Annotated in this window: 16 protein-coding genes; 13 read left to right on the top strand and 3 right to left on the bottom strand. The window is 44.8% G+C overall.

Going from position 1 to position 17,970, the window contains the following annotated elements; genetic code table 11:
- Positions 1-14: 14 nt before the first annotated feature.
- On the bottom strand, positions 15-1,748 hold the full coding sequence (locus J7649_RS06790; protein WP_104426519.1) for an IlvD/Edd family dehydratase: 1,734 nt from the start codon (positions 1,746-1,748) through the stop codon (positions 15-17).
- 166 nt (positions 1,749-1,914) lie between these two features.
- Between J7649_RS06790 and J7649_RS06785 the strand changes: the two genes are divergently transcribed.
- From J7649_RS06785 to J7649_RS06775, 3 genes are read left to right on the top strand one after another with little or no spacing between them, the layout of a single operon-like run.
- Positions 1,915-3,225 (top strand): MFS transporter, encoded by a 1,311-nt coding sequence (locus J7649_RS06785; protein ID WP_219309960.1) that lies wholly within the window; start codon positions 1,915-1,917, stop codon positions 3,223-3,225.
- A gap of 4 nt (positions 3,226-3,229) precedes the next feature.
- A complete protein-coding gene (gene araD1 / locus J7649_RS06780) occupies positions 3,230-4,228 on the top strand; it encodes an AraD1 family protein (protein ID WP_219309958.1) in 999 nt (332 codons plus the stop codon).
- A gap of 12 nt (positions 4,229-4,240) precedes the next feature.
- Positions 4,241-5,818 (top strand): aldehyde dehydrogenase (NADP(+)), encoded by a 1,578-nt coding sequence (locus J7649_RS06775; protein ID WP_219309956.1) that lies wholly within the window; start codon positions 4,241-4,243, stop codon positions 5,816-5,818.
- Positions 5,819-5,926: 108 nt separating this feature from the next.
- Here the strand turns inward: J7649_RS06775 and J7649_RS06770 are convergent, their stop codons facing one another.
- The gene (locus tag J7649_RS06770; protein ID WP_219309954.1) at positions 5,927-6,859 is read right to left on the bottom strand and encodes an IS5-like element IS17 family transposase; all 933 of its coding nucleotides are present in this window, start codon (positions 6,857-6,859) and stop codon (positions 5,927-5,929) included.
- A gap of 103 nt (positions 6,860-6,962) precedes the next feature.
- Here J7649_RS06770 and J7649_RS06765 point away from each other — a divergent pair, with 103 nt between their 5' ends.
- From J7649_RS06765 to J7649_RS06750, 4 genes are all read left to right on the top strand, one after another.
- Entirely contained in the window at positions 6,963-7,307 is a 345-nt protein-coding gene (locus J7649_RS06765; protein WP_267461084.1) for an MlrC C-terminal domain-containing protein, read from the top strand.
- Between the two features lie 331 nt (positions 7,308-7,638).
- Positions 7,639-8,862: an efflux RND transporter periplasmic adaptor subunit gene (locus tag J7649_RS06760; RefSeq protein ID WP_219309953.1), complete on the top strand. Its 1,224-nt coding sequence runs from the start codon at positions 7,639-7,641 to the stop codon at positions 8,860-8,862.
- A complete protein-coding gene (locus tag J7649_RS06755) occupies positions 8,859-10,082 on the top strand; it encodes an ABC transporter permease (RefSeq protein WP_219309951.1) in 1,224 nt (407 codons plus the stop codon). The genes J7649_RS06760 and J7649_RS06755 overlap by 4 nt, the downstream gene beginning before the upstream one ends.
- Complete coding sequence (locus J7649_RS06750) at positions 10,075-10,791, top strand: ABC transporter ATP-binding protein (RefSeq protein WP_219309949.1); 717 nt, start codon at positions 10,075-10,077, stop codon at positions 10,789-10,791. Before J7649_RS06755 ends, J7649_RS06750 begins: the two co-directional genes overlap by 8 nt.
- Positions 10,792-11,119: 328 nt before the next feature.
- On the opposite strand, the gene J7649_RS06745 is transcribed toward J7649_RS06750, so the two are convergent.
- Positions 11,120-11,620 (bottom strand): Dps family protein, encoded by a 501-nt coding sequence (locus J7649_RS06745; protein WP_219309947.1) that lies wholly within the window; start codon positions 11,618-11,620, stop codon positions 11,120-11,122.
- A gap of 760 nt (positions 11,621-12,380) precedes the next feature.
- Here J7649_RS06745 and katE point away from each other — a divergent pair.
- The 6 genes from katE (at position 12,381) to J7649_RS06715 (ending at position 17,906) form a co-directional block, all read left to right on the top strand.
- Positions 12,381-14,504 carry a catalase HPII gene (gene katE, locus J7649_RS06740; protein ID WP_219309946.1) on the top strand — a complete coding sequence of 708 codons (2,124 nt, stop codon included), beginning with the start codon at positions 12,381-12,383 and terminating at the stop codon, positions 14,502-14,504.
- 69 nt (positions 14,505-14,573) lie between these two features.
- Positions 14,574-14,783, top strand: coding sequence for a hypothetical protein (locus J7649_RS06735; protein WP_121980087.1), 210 nt, complete (start codon positions 14,574-14,576; stop codon positions 14,781-14,783).
- Positions 14,784-14,835: 52 nt separating this feature from the next.
- Positions 14,836-15,819 (top strand): hypothetical protein, encoded by a 984-nt coding sequence (locus J7649_RS06730; protein ID WP_005247036.1) that lies wholly within the window; start codon positions 14,836-14,838, stop codon positions 15,817-15,819.
- Positions 15,807-16,592 (top strand): PIG-L deacetylase family protein, encoded by a 786-nt coding sequence (locus tag J7649_RS06725; RefSeq protein WP_219309945.1) that lies wholly within the window; start codon positions 15,807-15,809, stop codon positions 16,590-16,592. The genes J7649_RS06730 and J7649_RS06725 overlap by 13 nt, the downstream gene beginning before the upstream one ends.
- Entirely contained in the window at positions 16,582-17,196 is a 615-nt protein-coding gene (locus J7649_RS06720) for a class I SAM-dependent DNA methyltransferase (RefSeq protein WP_219309944.1), read from the top strand. The genes J7649_RS06725 and J7649_RS06720 overlap by 11 nt, the downstream gene beginning before the upstream one ends.
- Positions 17,193-17,906: a glycosyltransferase family 2 protein gene (locus J7649_RS06715; protein WP_219309943.1), complete on the top strand. Its 714-nt coding sequence runs from the start codon at positions 17,193-17,195 to the stop codon at positions 17,904-17,906. The genes J7649_RS06720 and J7649_RS06715 overlap by 4 nt, the downstream gene beginning before the upstream one ends.
- Positions 17,907-17,970 lie beyond the last annotated feature (64 nt).

Here is a 17,970-nt window from a genome sequence, read left to right as displayed (position 1 = left end):
TAAATTTTAGGCACTTAATGTGAATGTCGGGGTACTTCAGAGCCTCGGCAACCTACCAGAAAATCAAAGTCACAGCCTTGATCTGCCTGAAGTACATGATCTACATAGAGCTGACGATAGCCCCCAATAAAGCTTGGTCTTGGTGGTTCTGGTAAATTAGCTAAACGTTGCTGCAATTCTTCATCAGAAATATCCAGGTGTAATTTTCCGGCATAAGCATCGAGTTCAATATAGTCACCATTTTGAACAGCGGCCAAAGGACCACAGGCCATAGCTTCTGGTGCAACATGCAAGACTACCGTGCCATATGCAGTACCACTCATTCGTGCATCAGAAATACGAACCATGTCGGTAATTCCTTTTGCCAGAATTTTTGGAGGTAATCCCATATTTCCGACTTCTGCCATGCCTGGATAACCTTTTGGACCGGCATTCTTGAGTACCAAGACACAGGTTTCGTCTACATCAAGATCTGGATCAACGATACGTGCCTTATAGTCATCAAAGTTTTCAAAGACTACAGCACGTCCACGATGTTTCATTAATTCCGGGGAGGCCGCAGACGGTTTCAATACAGCGCCTTTTGGTGCCAAATTACCTTTAAGAATACACATCCCACCATCATTACGAAGTGGGTTATCAATTTGACGAATCACTTCATCATTGTAGATAGGGGAGTTTTGGCAATTTTCCCAGATCGATTGACCATTGACGGTTAATGCTTGAGGATGGGGAAGTAGATTATTTTCACCCATACGACGTAATACTGCTGGCAATCCACCACTATAATAAAATTCTTCCATCAGGAAGCGCCCTGAGGGCTGCAAATCAACAATTGTGGGCATACCGCGACCCACACGGTTCCAGTCATCCAGTTCCAGATCAACCCCAATTCGGCCAGCAATTGCTTTCAGATGAATAACAGCATTGGTTGAACCGCCAATTGCAGCATTAACTTTGATAGCATTTTCAAAAGCTTCTTTAGTTAAAATTTTAGAAAGACGCAGATCTTCTTTCACCATATCTACAATACGCATACCAGATAAATGCGCCAATACATAACGGCGAGAATCTACCGCAGGGATTGCCGCATTATGGGGTAATGAGGTCCCTAAAGCTTCTGCCATACATGCCATTGTAGAAGCTGTGCCCATGGTATTACAGGTTCCTGCTGAACGTGACATACCAGATTCAGCTGATAAAAATTCATTTAAATCAATTTTTCCTGCTTTTAATTCCTCATGCATCTGCCAGACGATAGTACCCGCACCGATATCTTTACCCTTATGTTTGCCATTCAGCATAGGACCGCCTGTCACCACAATTGCAGGAACGTCACAACTTGCAGCACCCATGAGCAAAGCAGGAGTCGTTTTATCACAACCTGTTAACAAGACAACGCCGTCGATGGGATTACCACGAATTGCTTCCTCTACATCCATACTGGCTAAGTTACGGGTAAGCATCGCAGTAGGGCGTAAGTTAGATTCTCCATTGGAGAAAACCGGGAACTCAACCGGAAAGCCGCCAGCTTCTAAAACACCTTTTTTGACATGCTCAGCAATTTTACGGAAATGTGCATTACAAGGTGTGAGTTCTGACCAGGTATTACAAATACCAATAATTGGTCGTCCGTCAAACTCGTGATCTGGAATCCCCTGATTTTTCATCCAACTACGATACATAAATCCATTTTTATCGGTTGTCCCAAACCATGCAGCTGAGCGTAAAGGTTGTTTGTTAGACATTTCTATATCCCTATATAGTATTACTATTAAAAACATTAAAACTAAAATACAGTAAATAAAATCCTTTTAAAAGGGTTTACAATTTAAATAGTAATACTATATTTTATTCTGGTAAATTCCTCCTTCAGCATGAAGCTAAAACTAGAAATGGAAAATGGAGTCGAATATGGAATTCGAGAAGGATGTCATCAGGAAGGTAACATTTAAGCTAATCCCCGCTTTAGTGGTCTTATATTTAGTTGCTTATATTGATCGTGCAGCAGTCGGTTTTGCCCATTTACATATGGGTGCAGATGTAGGAATAGGTGATGCGGCTTATGGATTAGGTGCAGGTTTATTCTTTATTGGTTATTTCTTATTTGAGGTGCCAAGTAATCTACTCTTAGACAAGTTTGGCGCAAGAAAGTGGTTCGCACGAATTCTGCTTACATGGGGGCTAATCACCATGGCAATGGCACTCATTCAAGGACCTTACAGTTTTTATATCCTCAGATTTTTACTCGGTGTCGCTGAAGCTGGCTTCTTTCCGGGAGTACTATATCTAATCACCCAATGGTATCCAGTGCGCCATCGTGGAAAAATCATGGGGATGTTTATTCTTTCTCAGCCGATTGCCATGATGGTAGCCGGACCTTTGGCAGGTGCATTATTGGGCATGGACGGTATCGCCAATATGCATGGCTGGCAGTGGTTATTTATTGTAGTAGGTTTACCAGCAGTCTTACTTGCCTGGCCAACACTTCTCTATCTTCCAGAAAAAATTAATAGTGTTAAGTGGCTGAGTAATGAACAAAAAACTTGGTTGAGTAATGAGCTGATTAAAGATGAAGCTGAATATGATCAAACACGTCATGGAAATCCGCTTCATGCTTTAAAAGATAAGCGTGTATTGACTCTTGCTTTGTATTATCTACCCGTCACTTTAAGCATTTATGGCTTAAATCTCTGGTTACCCACCATTATCAAGCAGTTTAGTGGTGGTTCAGATTTACAAGTAGGCTTTCTCTCAAGTATTCCTTATGTATTCGGGATTATTGGTTTACTTATTATTCCCCGCAGTACAGATAAGTTAAATGACCGTTATGGACACCTGAGCTTCTTATATGCCTTAGGTGCTTGTGGCATGTTCTTTAGTGCATGGCTAACTTCTCCTGTTATGCAATTGATCGCTCTTTCTGTTGTTGCATTCTGTCTATTTTCTACCACAGCCGTATTTTGGACACTTCCTGGACGCTTCTTGACAGGTGCCAGCGCAGCAGCAGGTATTGCTCTTATTAACTCAGTTGGAAATTTGGGTGGCTATATCGGTCCTTTTGGAATTGGCTTATTGAAGCAATACACCGGCAACATGGCTTCAGGTTTGTACTTTTTAACAATCGTCATGATTTTTGGTTTGATTTTGACATATTTCGTCTATGCAAAATTTGAGACCCAAAAATCTAAAACAATGAACATTAGTGAAAATGCTAAAGGATAGCAGCATGAATATTATTCAGTTTGAAGATCATTCTAATCAGCGTGCAATAGGTGTCGTAGAAAACAATCAGGTATTTCAGGTTAATAGAGTGACTACTGTACGTGAGCTTGCATTGTTAGCAATCGAAAAAGGTCTTTCGCTTGAAAAGCAAGTTGAGGTATTAGGTTTTGCAGAACAACATTATAACTATGCTGAGCTGTTAGAAAATCACCAGGTTTTGCCACCATTGGATCATCCTGATGCAGCACATTGTTTTATTTCAGGAACAGGATTAACCCATTTAGGATCAGCATCCGCACGCGACAAGATGCATCAACAAAACCTGAATGATCCGGCTTCGATGACAGATACCATGCGTATGTTTCAATGGGGACTAGAAAAAGGCAAACCTATAGAGGGTCAAGTAGGAGCACAACCAGAATGGTTTTATAAAGGGGATGGCTCAATTGTTGTACGTCCTGGGAAAGAATTACCATTGCCTCCTTTTGCTGAAGATGGTGGTGAAGAACCTGAGATTGCCGGTTTATATGTGATTGGCCCGGATTTAAAACCGTATCGTATTGGTTTTGCACTAGGCAATGAATATTCAGATCATGTGATGGAACGCCGTAATTATTTATATCTTGCACATTCAAAATTACGTTTTTGCAGTTATGGTCCGGAATTAAGAACGGGAGATCTGCCTAAACATTTGGTAGGTAAAAGCCGGCTGAAACGTAATGGTGAAGTGATCTGGGAAAAAGAGTTTCTTTCAGGTGAAGACAATATGTGTCATAGCCTGACTAATCTTGAATATCACCATTTCAAATACCAACAGTTCCTCAAGCCTGGGGATGTCCATATTCATTATTTCGGAACAGCCACACTGTCTTTTGCAGACGGTATGAAAGCTGAAATTGGTGATGAATTTGAAATTGAAATGAAAGAGTTTGGTCAACCATTGATAAATAAACTCGCATCTACTCAACCTGAACTACCAATTGGCTCAATCATTACTCTTTAAGGAATTAATATTATGAATACAATTGGCCACAACTTTATAGCTGGCACCCGTAGCGCTGCAGGTGATAAAGTCCTGAAAAGCCTGAATGCCAGCACCGGTGAAGCCCTGACTTTTGACTTCTTTCAGGCCACTGAACAGGAAGTCAACCAGGCCGTGGAAGCAGCCCATACAGCCTTTAAAACCTACCGACATACTTCCCCTGAACAGCGGGCTCTATTCTTAGAATCCATCGCAGATGAACTCGATGCTTTGGGTGAAGACTTCCTCAATACGATTTCTCAAGAAACCGCTTTACCCATTGCCCGGCTGCAAGGTGAACGTGGCCGTACCAGCGGGCAAATGCGTTTGTTCGCTAAAGTCTTGCGCCGTGGTGATTTTCTAGGGGCTCGAATTGATACCGCACTGCCAGAGCGTCAACCTTTGCCACGACCAGACCTGCGTCAGATTAAAATCGGTGTAGGGCCAGTTGCCGTTTTTGGGGCAAGTAACTTCCCTTTAGCATTCTCGACCGCCGGTGGTGATACCGCTTCTGCATTGGCAGCAGGTTGTTCTGTGGTGGTCAAAGCCCATAGCGGGCATATGGCCACTGCAGACTATGTGGCTCAGGCCATTGAACGTGCCGTTGAGAAAACAGGCATGCCCAAAGGGGTGTTTAACATGATCTATGGTAATGCTGTCGGTGCCTTACTGGTGAAACATCCATTAATTCAGGCCGTCGGTTTTACCGGTTCCCTCAAAGGTGGCCGTGCACTATGCGATATGGCAGCAGCACGTCCACAGCCGATTCCGGTCTTTGCTGAAATGAGCAGTATCAACCCGATGCTGATGCTGCCTGAAGCTTTAAAAAACCGTGGTGATCAGATTGCCCAGGAGCTGGCAGATTCAGTAGTACTGGGTTGTGGCCAATTCTGTACCAATCCAGGATTGATCCTGGGAATTAAATCACCTGAATATACACGGCTCATTGAACAGCTCAGTGAAATCATGGCAAACAAGCCGGCTCAAACCATGCTCAATGCAGGGACATTAAACAGCTATGTTTCTGGCTTATCGCATTTATCCGAGCATTCCGGCATTCAGCACCTGGCCGGTCAGGAGCAACAAGGGGAGCAGGCATTAGCGCAACTCTTCAAAGCAGAGGTTGAACTGCTGCTTGCTGGTGATCAACTTCTGCAAGAAGAAATCTTTGGACCCACTACGATTGTGATTGAAGTAGAAGACAAAGCCCAGTTACTACAGGCTTTAAGCAGCATGAATGGACAGTTAACAGCTTCACTGATTGCGGATGAATCGGATCTGGTGGAGTTTGCCGATGTAGTACCGGTATTGGAAGAAAAGGCAGGCCGCTTATTGTTGAATGGCTATCCAACCGGTGTAGAAGTCTGTGATGCCATGGTACATGGCGGACCTTATCCGGCTACTTCAGACGCACGTGGTACTTCTGTGGGAACTTTGGCGATTGACCGTTATCTACGTCCGGTCTGCTACCAGAACTATCCGCAAAGTCTGTTGCCTGAAGCATTAAGAGATGAGAATCCACTGAACCTGCTGAGACTCGTCAATGGGGAAATGACTCAAAACAGAATTTAAAAATAAACACTAGAATATGGGTAATAACATATAAGTGTTTAAATCTATTTGATAGGGGCTTTGTTGCACAAAGATTTGAAATGCAAAGCGCCCCTAATTGAGCCAAATTTAAGGCGTAACTTGGGTAAGTGGTCGACCTAATTCCGTAAATCTGTTGAGGACTGCTACACGTGCATGAATTTCATTCACCTGACTAGGAAAGCTTCTTGCCATTAATTTATCGCCTAATAATTTGATGCAATGCATCTTGGTTTCCACCAAACTGCGGCGATGATAGCCTGACCATTTTTTCCATAATGTCCTGCCTAAACGTTTAACTGTTCGAAGTAATTCATTTCGCTCTAGCGAGCTACTCTTTGTATCTTTCCATGGTTTCGCATTTTTTCTAGGTGGAATCACCGCATGTGCTTGCCGATCTGCAATGACCTGACGGCATTGCTTGGTGTCATAAGCTCCATCGGTATAAACAGAGTCAATCTGCTCATCTTGTGGAATCTGATTAAGTAAATCACCAAGCACCTGTGAATCACTGACATTATTGGTTGTGAGCTGAATAGCGCGTATTTGTAGGGTTTTGGCATCTATACCAATATGTAGTTTACGCCATTGGCGACGATATTCAGCTCCATGTTTCTTGCGTTTCCATTCGCCCTCACCTAGAAACTTCATGCCTGTAGAGTCTACGAGTAGATGCAGCCCATCGCTACTTTTTTGGTAGCTGATTGCAATATCAATATGCTTTTGTCTTCTAAAAAGCGTACTGTAATCTGGTGCGGTCCAATTTAATCCGCAAAGTTTAATCAGACTTTGCACAAAGCCAGTGACTATACGTAAAGATAGACGGAATAAGGATTTAATCATTAAGCAGCATTGGATAGCTGCGTCGGAGTAGGTTTGATTTCGCCCTTGTTTGCCTTTTGATGGCGCATACCATTGCGTAGCAGGATCAAACCAAATGGCAATATTTCCGCGACTCATGAGTGCTCGGTTATATGCGGGCCAATTGGTTGTGCGGTAGATTTTGTGTGTAGGCTTCTTCATTTGAAAATTATATCGCTGAAAAAGCCTTTACAGATAGGTTTGTGCAACAAAGCCATTTAAAATCAAAGCCTATAGCGATGGGAAATTCAGCTATGGCGGGCCCATGATGCATGGCGTTAAGGCGGATATCGGCCCGAGTGTATTACTGGAAATAGATGGTATTGAAATTGCAGTCAGTTCCTACAAAGCCCAGTTGCTCGATCGTAATATGTTTAGAATTTTTGGTGTTGTGCCTCAAGATAAATCGATCATCGTGGTGAAAAGCTCGGTACATTTTCGTGCAGATTTTCAGGACATGGCTGCTGCCATTTTAGTCGCGAAAGCGCCTGGAGCCATGAAAGCAGACCCGAATGACCTGCCTTGGCAAAAGATTGATCCTGATAGACGACTCGTGCCGATGGACGAAAGTCTGGCGCAACGTGATCAGCGATTGCGTCGTACTGTTTAACATTTAACTAATATCCAATTAACACCCAAACGATTGAACAGGCTAGATCCATCACGATCAAGCCTGTTTTTTTTGATCACATCTTCATTTCCTTAAACTCAATATAATTTTCTGGTACCTGATCCCGCGTCTGAATCTGCCAAAGATGGACTAGTCTGATATCAAACAGGGCTAGCTAAAAAAAGCGGACAGGAATTCAACATTCTTTTCAAACTCAACAAAATACCTATAATTCCAATTAGAAACTTGTTGTAAATTAAACCTTAGGAAAAAAACAAATACAGTTTTGACTTTCTTATTTTAAATTAGACGAATCAACCGGAGATTCTCATTGCGCGCTGCCCGCTATAAAATTTTGCTCATTATCGTATTGCTACTGGCAGTAGTGTTTGCTCTATTTCGTTGGTGGCAGGGGCCAGTGGTGCCTAGTTATACGCTGAGTGCCATGCCGCTGGTACAAAATGTTGTTGCGACCGGACGTGTTGCGACAGTTTCACGTGCCCAGGTAGGCAGTGAAATTAGTGCTGTGGTTCTGCAACGTCTGGTGCAGGAAGGCGATCAGGTTAAACCGGGTGATCTGCTGGTGGTATTGAAATCGGATGAATTGCTGGCCCAAGTCAGACAGGCCGAGCTGGCATTGACCGAATTGGCAAGCAGCCGACGGCCACAGGCTGCAGCAGAACTGGCCAGTGCAAAAGCCCAGCTGGAGCAAGCCAGCCGAGAAGCTACACGTCGACGTAATGCAGAAGCCGGTATCCTGTCGAGGGAAGAAGTCGAACAGGCTGTGGAAGCAGAAAGAGTCGCGCGCAATAATTATGAGACAGCTCGGGTAAAAGCAGCCGCATTGGCTGCGGGTCAAGTCGAAGAAGCGTCGCTTCGGGAGCAGCTTGCAGTGGCACAGGCTCAACTGGCCAAAACCAAGATTCGGGCTGCGGTCGCCGGCACAGTACTGACACGCGATGTCGAGCCGGGTGATCTGGTTCAGCCGGGACAAACTTTATTTACCATTGCGTTAACAGGGAATACAGAAATCCGGGTACCGCTAGATGAGCGGAATTTACCGCAACTCGCCTTGCAGCAAAATGCGACCGTCATTAGCGATGCCTATCCGGATCAGTCTTTCCCAGCTCGGATCAATTTTATTGCGCCAAGTATTGACCCACAGCGCGGTACAGTAGAGGTCAGGTTAACTGTCAAACCCGTACCTGATTTTCTGCGTCAGGACATGACGGTATCGGTGAATGTCGAGACGGCCAAACGAGCCCGGGCACTGGCTATTCCAAATGATGCTTTAAGCAGTATCAAGGGAGATAAAGCCGTGGTGTTAATGGTACGTGATGGAAAAGTACAGCGTCAGCAGATTACTTTAGGCTTGCGTGGCTTGGCCATGTCGGAAGTGAAATCCGGACTGAGCGAGGGTGATCAGGTGCTGGCAGATGCCGAATCTTCATTGGAGGATGGCACCAGAGTTCGCTTAAAACCACAACAGAGTTCATTGCAGAATTCTGCTGATATGGCCAATAGCAAAAATGAATTACCGGTGAACTTCGATTGAAAAACTTATTCGGGCGGCTCTGGATCGAATGGAAAATCGCGGTCAGTTTTTTGCGCGAGGGTCGCGCGCAGTCCATCATGATTACCATCGGGGTTGCCGTGGGCGTAGCGGTGATCGTCTTTATCACCGCTTTGATTCAGGGGCTGCAAGCCAATATTGTCGAACGAACCTTAGGTACACAGGCACATATTCGTCTGTTGTCACCGGATGAAGTCAACCGGATTGTGTCACCTCCCGCCGGGACCGTGCAATTATTGCAGGAAGACAAACGGGCACAGCACCTGCGTTCGATCAACAATTGGCAACAGATTACTGAAACGCTGGATCAGTTACCTGTACTGACCGCTGTCTCGCCGGTGGTGTCTGGGCCTGCTTTTGTGCAACGCGGTGATGCGATTGAATCCGTGGCCTTGGTTGGGATGAATTTGGAGCGTTATCAGCAGATCATTCCATTAAAAGAATATTTAACCAGTGGTCAGTTGCGGGTTGGCGCGGATGATGTACTGATCGGCAGTCAATTGGCCAAAGACCTCGGTGTTCAGGTCGGCAGCAAGTTGCGGCTGGATACCGGCCAACAGAATAGTGCCTTGGTGAATATTGCTGGTATTTTTGAGCTGGGCGTGCGCGAACTGGATGCGCGTTATGTCTATCTGGATCTCAAGCAGGCACAGTCCTTACTCGGCCTGCCAGGCGGGGTAACGGTGATTGACCTAACCATTGCCAATATTTTTGAAGCAGACCAGGTTGCCGCACAAGTCGGACGCCTGACCTCATTAAAAGCCGAAAGCTGGATTGAAACCAATGCACAACTGATGAATGCCATTACTGCACAAAGCCTGTCGACTAATATGATTATTGTCTTTGTCGCAATTTCGGTGGCTTTCGGGATTGCCAGCGTCATGTCCGTCAGTGTGGTGCAGCGCACCCGAGAAATTGGTATTCTGCGGGCGACAGGTGCAACCCAATCGCAAATCCTGAGGGTTTTTCTGTTTCAGGGCGCAATCTTCGGCTTGCTCGGTTCAGTGCTGGGCAGCATAGTCAGTTATGGCCTGGTGTGGGTATTTAATAATTTTGGGCCGGGATTATTCTATATTCCGATATCGATTGAACTGGTGATATTGGCGCTATTGTTGGCGACATTAACAGGCGTACTGGCTGCAGCGGTGCCATCACGCCGGGCAGCAGCACTCGACCCGGTGGAGGCGATTCGTCATGTCTGAGCAATCTCAGGAAGTTCTGCGTCTGGAAGCGCTGCGAAAATCTTATAATATTGGACAGCCCAATGAGGTTGAGGTCTTGCATGGCATTGACCTGCGCATTGATCGCAACGACTTTGCTGCACTTATTGGCCCTTCCGGTTCTGGAAAAAGTACCTTACTGAATATTCTGGGACTGCTAGATAAACCAACGAGTGGCGAGCTGTATTTGTTGGGACAACCTACCAGTGCGATGGATGATACCGGCCGTACGGCGCTGCGCTGCAACAGCATCGGATTTGTATTTCAGTTTCACCATCTGATTCAGGCATTTAGTGCACTGGATAATATTCTCATGCCTTTAATGATGGCGCATGGCAAACCGAATCAGCAGGCAATGCAACGCGCACGTGATTTACTAGCGGCAGTGGGACTGGAAAAATTTGCCGAGCGTAAACCGAATGAATTGTCCGGAGGACAGCAGCAGCGGGTGGCCATTGCTCGGGCCTTGATTACTGAGCCGGCATTATTATTGGCCGATGAACCGACAGGTAATCTGGATACCCAGACCGCGGCTGATATGTTTGAACTGTTTCGTAAAGTGCATCGTGAACGCGACTGCGCCGTACTTTTAGTCACGCATGATCCGCGCCTGTCTGCCACTTGTGATCGTACCATCAATCTGGTCGATGGCCGGATTGAAAGTGATTCGAGCAATTCTCCTCAAGATTAAGCTGTACTGTAAGGAGCCAGGAGGGCTAATTTTTGAAGCGATCGAAAAGATATTTCAGATTTATAGCTTTCAAAAAATGATAGCCATATATGAGATTGAAATAATCTGTAAACAATCTGTTTGTTAAAAAAGGATGTATGCGATTGCCTACATCCTTAAATTTTGATGGTTTAATTTTAATGATCCTGACTTTTAGCTTGATCTAATCATTGAGTGCCGATAAATCCCTCTAATATAAACGTCAGGATGAAGCCGAACTTTAATGGCACTACCGCAAGTTTCCATTTCATCCTGTGAATAAGCCTGATTTCAAAGATTCGATCCGATTTTATTGTTCCAGATTGCTTCTCAGCATCCAGGCAGTTTTTTCGTGTACTTCCAGTCTTTGCGTGAGAATGTCAGCGGTCGGCTGATCATTGGCTTCTTCAATGATCGAAAAAATACTTCTGGCGGTACGTGCCACAGTTTCATGTGCATTTACCAGTAAACGTATCATTTCTTCAGCTTTAGGCACACCTTCGACTTCTTTAATAGAAGTGAGTTTCACAAACTGTTTATAAGTGCCGGGTGCTGCAAAACCCAAAGCCCGAATACGTTCAGCAATGACGTCCAGCGCATTCCACTGCTCGGTGTATTGAGTCATAAACATGGTGTGCAGGCTATTGAACTGGGGGCCAGTGACATTCCAGTGGAAATTATGGGTCATTAAATACAGGGTATAACTGTCTGCTAAAAGTCTGGATAAACCTTCGACAATTTTGGCGCGATCATCATGCGAAATCCCGATATCAATTTTTATTGCTTTAGATTCTTTTTTAGAAGAGGCCATGCTCTTACTCCTTCAAACTTAACGCGATACGGTGTATTAAAATAAAGTCGGATGTAGTCGAAGCCCGAGCCAAGAGATGAAATGATCTCTATGACTTTGTATTTGATCTGAACAGGCTAAGAGATTTAAGTGGTTATAAGTTATAGATATTAGATCAATATAAAGGCAGGAAGTTTAGTCATTATGTATAAGCAGGGCACGGGATTGTAACTATTTAAATCTGTCAAGTTCTGACCATCTTTAGCGGTAGCATATTAATTTCTCATAGCAAATTGAACTTCTAAAAAAGTCCTAATCATTTCAGGATTGAAACATCGTTTTGGGTTATGACGCTTATTTATGAGCAAGATCACATATCACTACACTAATTTTTTATTTCGAAATATCTCTTTAAGATTTTAATATTTTATTTTAAATAAACAATTTAGATGAAAATCTGAATCATTAGTAAACCCGAAATTTATAAAAAATAACACAATGCTGCCTTAATTAAACAAGGCACTACAAACAATAATAAATCTCTTTCTCAAATGCAGTTATGTTAGGACACAGGCGAAACCAATAACAATATTCCCAGAAAAGCAAAAATGCTTCGAGTCAGCATATTCAGAAGAAATGTAAGGCTGATACAGGATCGGCTGTAGCAGATTGACTTGCGGGATGATTTTGATTCGGTAAGCCATGCAATATATAAGCTCAAGCGACTTTGAGATAGACCAAAAATATCTGAACTAAACTCAAGCTCAGCAAGGAATACATCATGAAAATTAAGGCCAATAGCCCCGCGACTGGTAAAGACGGTTTAGACAAACAAAATACCAATAAAAAAAGTGAACAGCTCGACGCATATCGCAGTGATGCGACCGAACAGGCACTCACTACCAATCAAGGGGTTAAAATTTCCGATAACCAGAACAGTCTCAAGGCAGGCGTTCGCGGTGCGACCTTGATCGAAGATTTTATTCTCCGGGAAAAAATTACCCATTTTGACCATGAGCGAATTCCAGAACGTATTGTGCATGCCCGCGGTGTCGGCGCACATGGCTATTTTGAGGCTTATCCGGGGAATGAAAAACTGACCAAGGCAGGCTTCCTGACCAATACCAGTGTGCAAACGCCAGTATTTGTGCGTTTTTCTACCGTACAGGGACCACGTGGTTCAGCAGATACGGTACGTGATATCCGTGGTTTTGCCACCAAGTTTTATACGGATGAAGGTAACTTCGATCTGGTAGCGAATGATGCGCCGGTATTCTTTATCCAGGATGGGATCAAGTTCCCGGATTTTGTACATGCAGTCAAACCTGAACCTCAGACCGAGATTCCTACCGGTGCATCTGCACATGATACTTTCTGGGATTTTGTTTCTTTAGTGCCTGAATCTGCACATGCGGTGATGTGGGCCATGTCGGATCGGGGTATTCCGCGTAATTTAAGAGCCATTCAAGGCTTTGGTGTACATACTTTCCGTTTTATCAATGCCGAGAATAAAGCGGTTTTTGTGAAATTCCACTGGACGCCAAAACAGGGTCTAGCCCAACTGGTCTGGGATGAAGCACAAAAACTGGCGGGTAAAGATCCGGATTTCCATCGTCGTGACTTATATGAAGCGATTGCCTCCGGTAACTATCCGGAATGGGAGTTGGGTGTACAGGTCGTCCCAGAAGAAGATGAGATGAAGTACGACTTCGACTTGCTGGACCCAACCAAAATTATTCCGGAAGAACTGGTGCCGGTGACGCCGATTGGCAGAATGGTGCTGAACCGTAATGTCGATTATTTCTTCGGTGAAACCGAGCAGGTGGCATTCTGTCCGGGACATATTGTGCCAGGACTGGATTTTACCAATGATCCATTATTGCAGGCCCGTCTGTTCTCTTATACCGATACTCAGCTCAGCCGTTTAGGTGGTCCAAACTTCCACCAGATCCCAATTAACAAGCCGGTTTGTCCATTCCACAATAACCAGCGTGATGGTTTACACCAGCGTATTGTACATACCGGTCAAGCCAGTTATGAGCCGAATTCGATTGACAATAACTGGCCGACTGAGACTCCGCCAGCTGAACAAGGCGGTGGTTTTGAAAGCTATCAGGAGCGTATTGATGGACACAAGATCCGTCAGCGTAGCGAATCATTCAGTGATCACTTTAGTCAGGCCCGTCTTTTCTACCGCAGCCAGGCACCACATGAGCAAAAGCACATTGTCGATGCCTATGTCTTCGAGCTGAGCAAGGTGGAGCGCAAATATATTCGTGAACGTGAAGTACTTGAAGTGCTCTGCAATATCGATCTGGACTTGGCACAGCAGGTTGCTGACCAATTGGGTATTGAAATTCCGGCAGAGAAAAAGGCGGCAAAATTGCCAGAGGTGCAGGTTTCACCACGTTTATCTTTTGAGGCATTTAAACCTGAAGATATTAAGGCACGCAAAATTGCGCTATTGGTGCACGACAAGGCCAATGAGGCCAGTATCAAAGCTGTTCAAGCTTGGGCAGAATCAGAAGGGGCTGTGGTCGATGTACTGACCCCAAAACCGGGCCCGGTACTGGGTCAGCAAGGCGAGGTGATTCCTTCCGATGGTATGCAAAAAGCAGAACCATCCATTGCCTATGATGCCGTGGTGATTGCTGACGGTGATAATTACGATGTGGTAATGAAAGACGGTGTGGCGACTCATTATCTGCTGGAAGCCTACAAGCATTTAAAACCAATCGTGTTCCTGGGTGATAAAGGCAAGCTGATTGAAGATCTGCGTTTGGTTAGCGATGAAGGAACTCTGGCAAACGGACAGTTTGAAGCAGTACAAGATAGCTTCAAGACTTTAATCCTAAACCATCGTGTCTGGACGCGTGAAGCGATTGCGGAAGCGATTCCTGCCTAAACGATTCAATTTATGTTAGAGGATAGAGGCTCCGGCTTCTATCCTCATGGTTTCAAAATGGATGAAGAGATGGTAAGACTGGATGTCAAAAATTTGTTGGCTCAAGCACAACAAGCCAAATGGAGCAGAGAACAGGACATTTATCTCATTGAACATAATCATTTGCCTTTAGCTGAACTAATGCAGCAACTCTGTTTCAATGAAGAAGAGATTAATGCACGGCGTAAGGTACTAGGGCTGACCACACGTTTAAAACAAATGCGCAAGCTTTCTCATTAACTGACTTTAAAAACACAACAACATTATCCGTATTTTATGAGGAACCGCATGCATGAACCTCGGTTCAATATTACAAAGATTTGAAAATTCTCCTCTGGAGCTACAAGAAAAAATTCAGCACACTTTAATGGAACTGGTGGCGATTTCCGAACAGGTGCCTTATCCCGCTTCCGGAGCGACCTTAAAACGCTGGCAGATACTCAGCCAGGTTTCAGCCAGCAATCTGAGTCTGGGTAAACTCTATGAATCGCATTTAGATGCTTTAGCTATTCTGCATGAACTGAATATTCCGGTAGAACAAAAAGGCTTATGGGCAGTATGGGCAGCAGAAGGTGGCCCCAAACCTTTAACATTGCAAGCAGGAAAGCTAAGCGGAATTAAGCCTTGGTGTTCTGCATCGGTCTGGGTGCAACACGGTCTGCTGACTCACCGTGATGAGCAGCAATATTCACAATTACTGATTCTAGATTTGTCGCAAGAAGGCATTCAGCATCATCAGGATGCCTGGCAGGCAGTGGGCATGCAGCATACCTTGACTGCCCGGCTGGAACTGGATCATGTTGAGGTGGAAAAAGTCGCAGCTCCAAATGCCTATCTGGATCGGCCCGGATTCTGGCATGGCGCCGCAGGTGTGGCCGCGTGCTGGTATGGCGCAACCGTGCGTTTGGCTGAATATTTAAGACAGGCAGTATTGTTAAAACCGCATGCCTATAAGGCCATGTATCTCGGTGAAATTAGTCGGGAGCTTTTAGCGACACAGTCCTTATTTTATCAAGTTGCTGCATTGATTGATCAGCAACCGCAACACGCACATGAGTTAAAGATTCGTAGCCTACGTGCTCAGGTGGAAGCGACTGCCTTAAATGTACTAACTCATGTAGGTAAGGCACTTGGTGCTGGGCCGTATTGTGAGCATCCGCATTTCGCCCGGCTTGCAGCAGATCTTCCGGTATTTATTCGTCAAAGTCATGCTGCATTTGACTTGGAGCGGATTGGCGAGCTGACTGCACAGGAGGAACAATTATGGACATTATAAGACATGAGATTGTAGGGAATCGTGTCATCCATGGTGAAGGCACACGGCTTGAAGAATGGCGTACCTGTGAGATTTTGCAACAGATGCCGGAATTCGATATTCCTAAGGTTATTCCACAGGATGCTAGAGTTTGCATTATTGCCCCTCATCCTGATGATGAAATTTTGGGCTGTGGAGGCCTGATTCAGCATCTGGACAAATTGGGCTATCAGATCGTACTTTTTGCCGTTACCAATGGGACAGCCAGTCATCCCGGCTCTAGTCTGTATACTCCCGAAGAGTTGAACCAGATTCGTCCTGCTGAAACGCGAGCAGCTTTAGAAGCATTACCTTTAAAACAGAATATTCTGCGGATCGCTTTAAACATTGAGGATGGTAAAGTCGCAGAACAGCGGAATGTGTTGCAACTGCATCTACAATCTTATCTGCAGCCGAATGATGTGTTAATTAGCACATTTGTTCATGATGGACATCCAGATCATGAAATTACGGGGCAAGTCACACAGCAGCTGGCCACTGAACTTCATTTGCCCTGTATTCAGGTCTTGATTTGGGCATGGCATTGGGCAACACCTGGAGATACCAGAATTCCCTGGACCGTCGCTCATCAACTCAAATTAACTGAGGAAGAATTACAATATAAGTCTCGAGCTGCGCGGTGTTTTAAGAGCCAGATCGAGCTTGATCCGACGATAGATCAATCACCGATTCTGTCAGAGCAGGCATTACAACGTATTTTACAGCCCTGGGAGGTGTATCTGTATGAACAGTAAAGCAGCCTATGATCAGGAATATTTCGATGCCTTATATGCCCTGAATCAGGGAGATCCCTGGCAATATGAACAGCGTTGGTATGAACAGCGCAAACGGCAGATTTGTCTGGCGGTCTTGCCGAGCTTGCAATTTGACTCTGCGATTGAAATTGGTTGCAGTAACGGCATCTTCAGTCAGGAACTGGCACAGCGGACAAATAGCTTAATGTGTCTGGATGCCAATGATACTGCGATCCATTTGGCGCAGCAGCGTTTACAAGCTTATCCGCATGTACAGGTGTTACAGCGTGTCGTGCCAGATGATTTGCCCAAACAGAAATTTCAGCTCATTGTCGTCAGTGAGATTTTATATTATCTAAACCCGATTGCTCTGCAACAGGTGCTGACATGGCTGCATACTGCACTGGAACCGGGTGGATGTATCTTGAGTTGTCATTGGCGCGCGCCAATCTCAGGATTTAGCTTAAATGGTGAAGATGTCCATCAGTATCTCAAAGCGCATTTAAACTATTCCCATCGTTTAAGTTTGCAGGATTCCGATTTTTTGATAGATCTCTGGCTGAATTCAGCGCAATCCGTAGCAGAGCAGGAGGGCTTAAGATGAAAAAAATCGGTGTGGTGATTCCGGCCTGTAATGAAGAAGCCTATATTGAACGCTGTCTGTTAGCCTTAAAATCAGCACAAACTTATTTTTTTCAATATTTTAAAACAATAGAAAATCTTCCTGAAATCCAGATTCTCGTGGTCTTGGACCATTGTACTGATAGCACCGCCGTTAAAGTTCAGCAAATGGGTATTCCAGCCATCAGTTGCGACTTCCGAAATGTCGGTAAGGCACGCCATTTGGGGATTCAGCAAATGATCGAGCAGGGCTGTGACTGGATTTGCTGTACCGATGCCGATTCATTCGTACAGTGTGACTGGTTTCAGATGATGTTACAGCATCAACCCACCGATGCGATTTGTGGTGTGGTCGAGCTGGATCAATGGGATCATTTAAGCCGGAAAACCCGTCAGGCTTATCTCCGACATTATCAGGACAGCATGGGACATCGACATATTCATGGCGCAAACCTGTGTTTTAAAACTTCGGCCTATATACAGGTCAATGGGTTTCAGCAACTGGACTGTCATGAAGATGTCGATTTCATCCACCGTTTAGAAAAAGCCGGTGCGCAGATTGTCTGGTCGAATCAGCTGAGAGTCACTACCAGCAGTCGTCTTAGCTCAAAAATTGCTGCAGGTTTTGCCCATTTTCTGCAAAAACTTGAGCTTAAGCAGGCCGCGAAAAAACCGATCAGCCTATGCAAATAAAAGCATAAAACTATAAATTTTATACAATCAGACACTTGTAAAAAATCTTAAAATTCGTGTCTAA

Source organism: Acinetobacter lwoffii, from assembly GCF_019343495.1.
Taxonomy (GTDB): Bacteria; Pseudomonadota; Gammaproteobacteria; order Pseudomonadales; family Moraxellaceae; genus Acinetobacter; species Acinetobacter lwoffii_P.
Note: the sequence above shows the minus strand (reverse complement) of the source record. Positions and strands in the feature narration are given on the sequence as shown.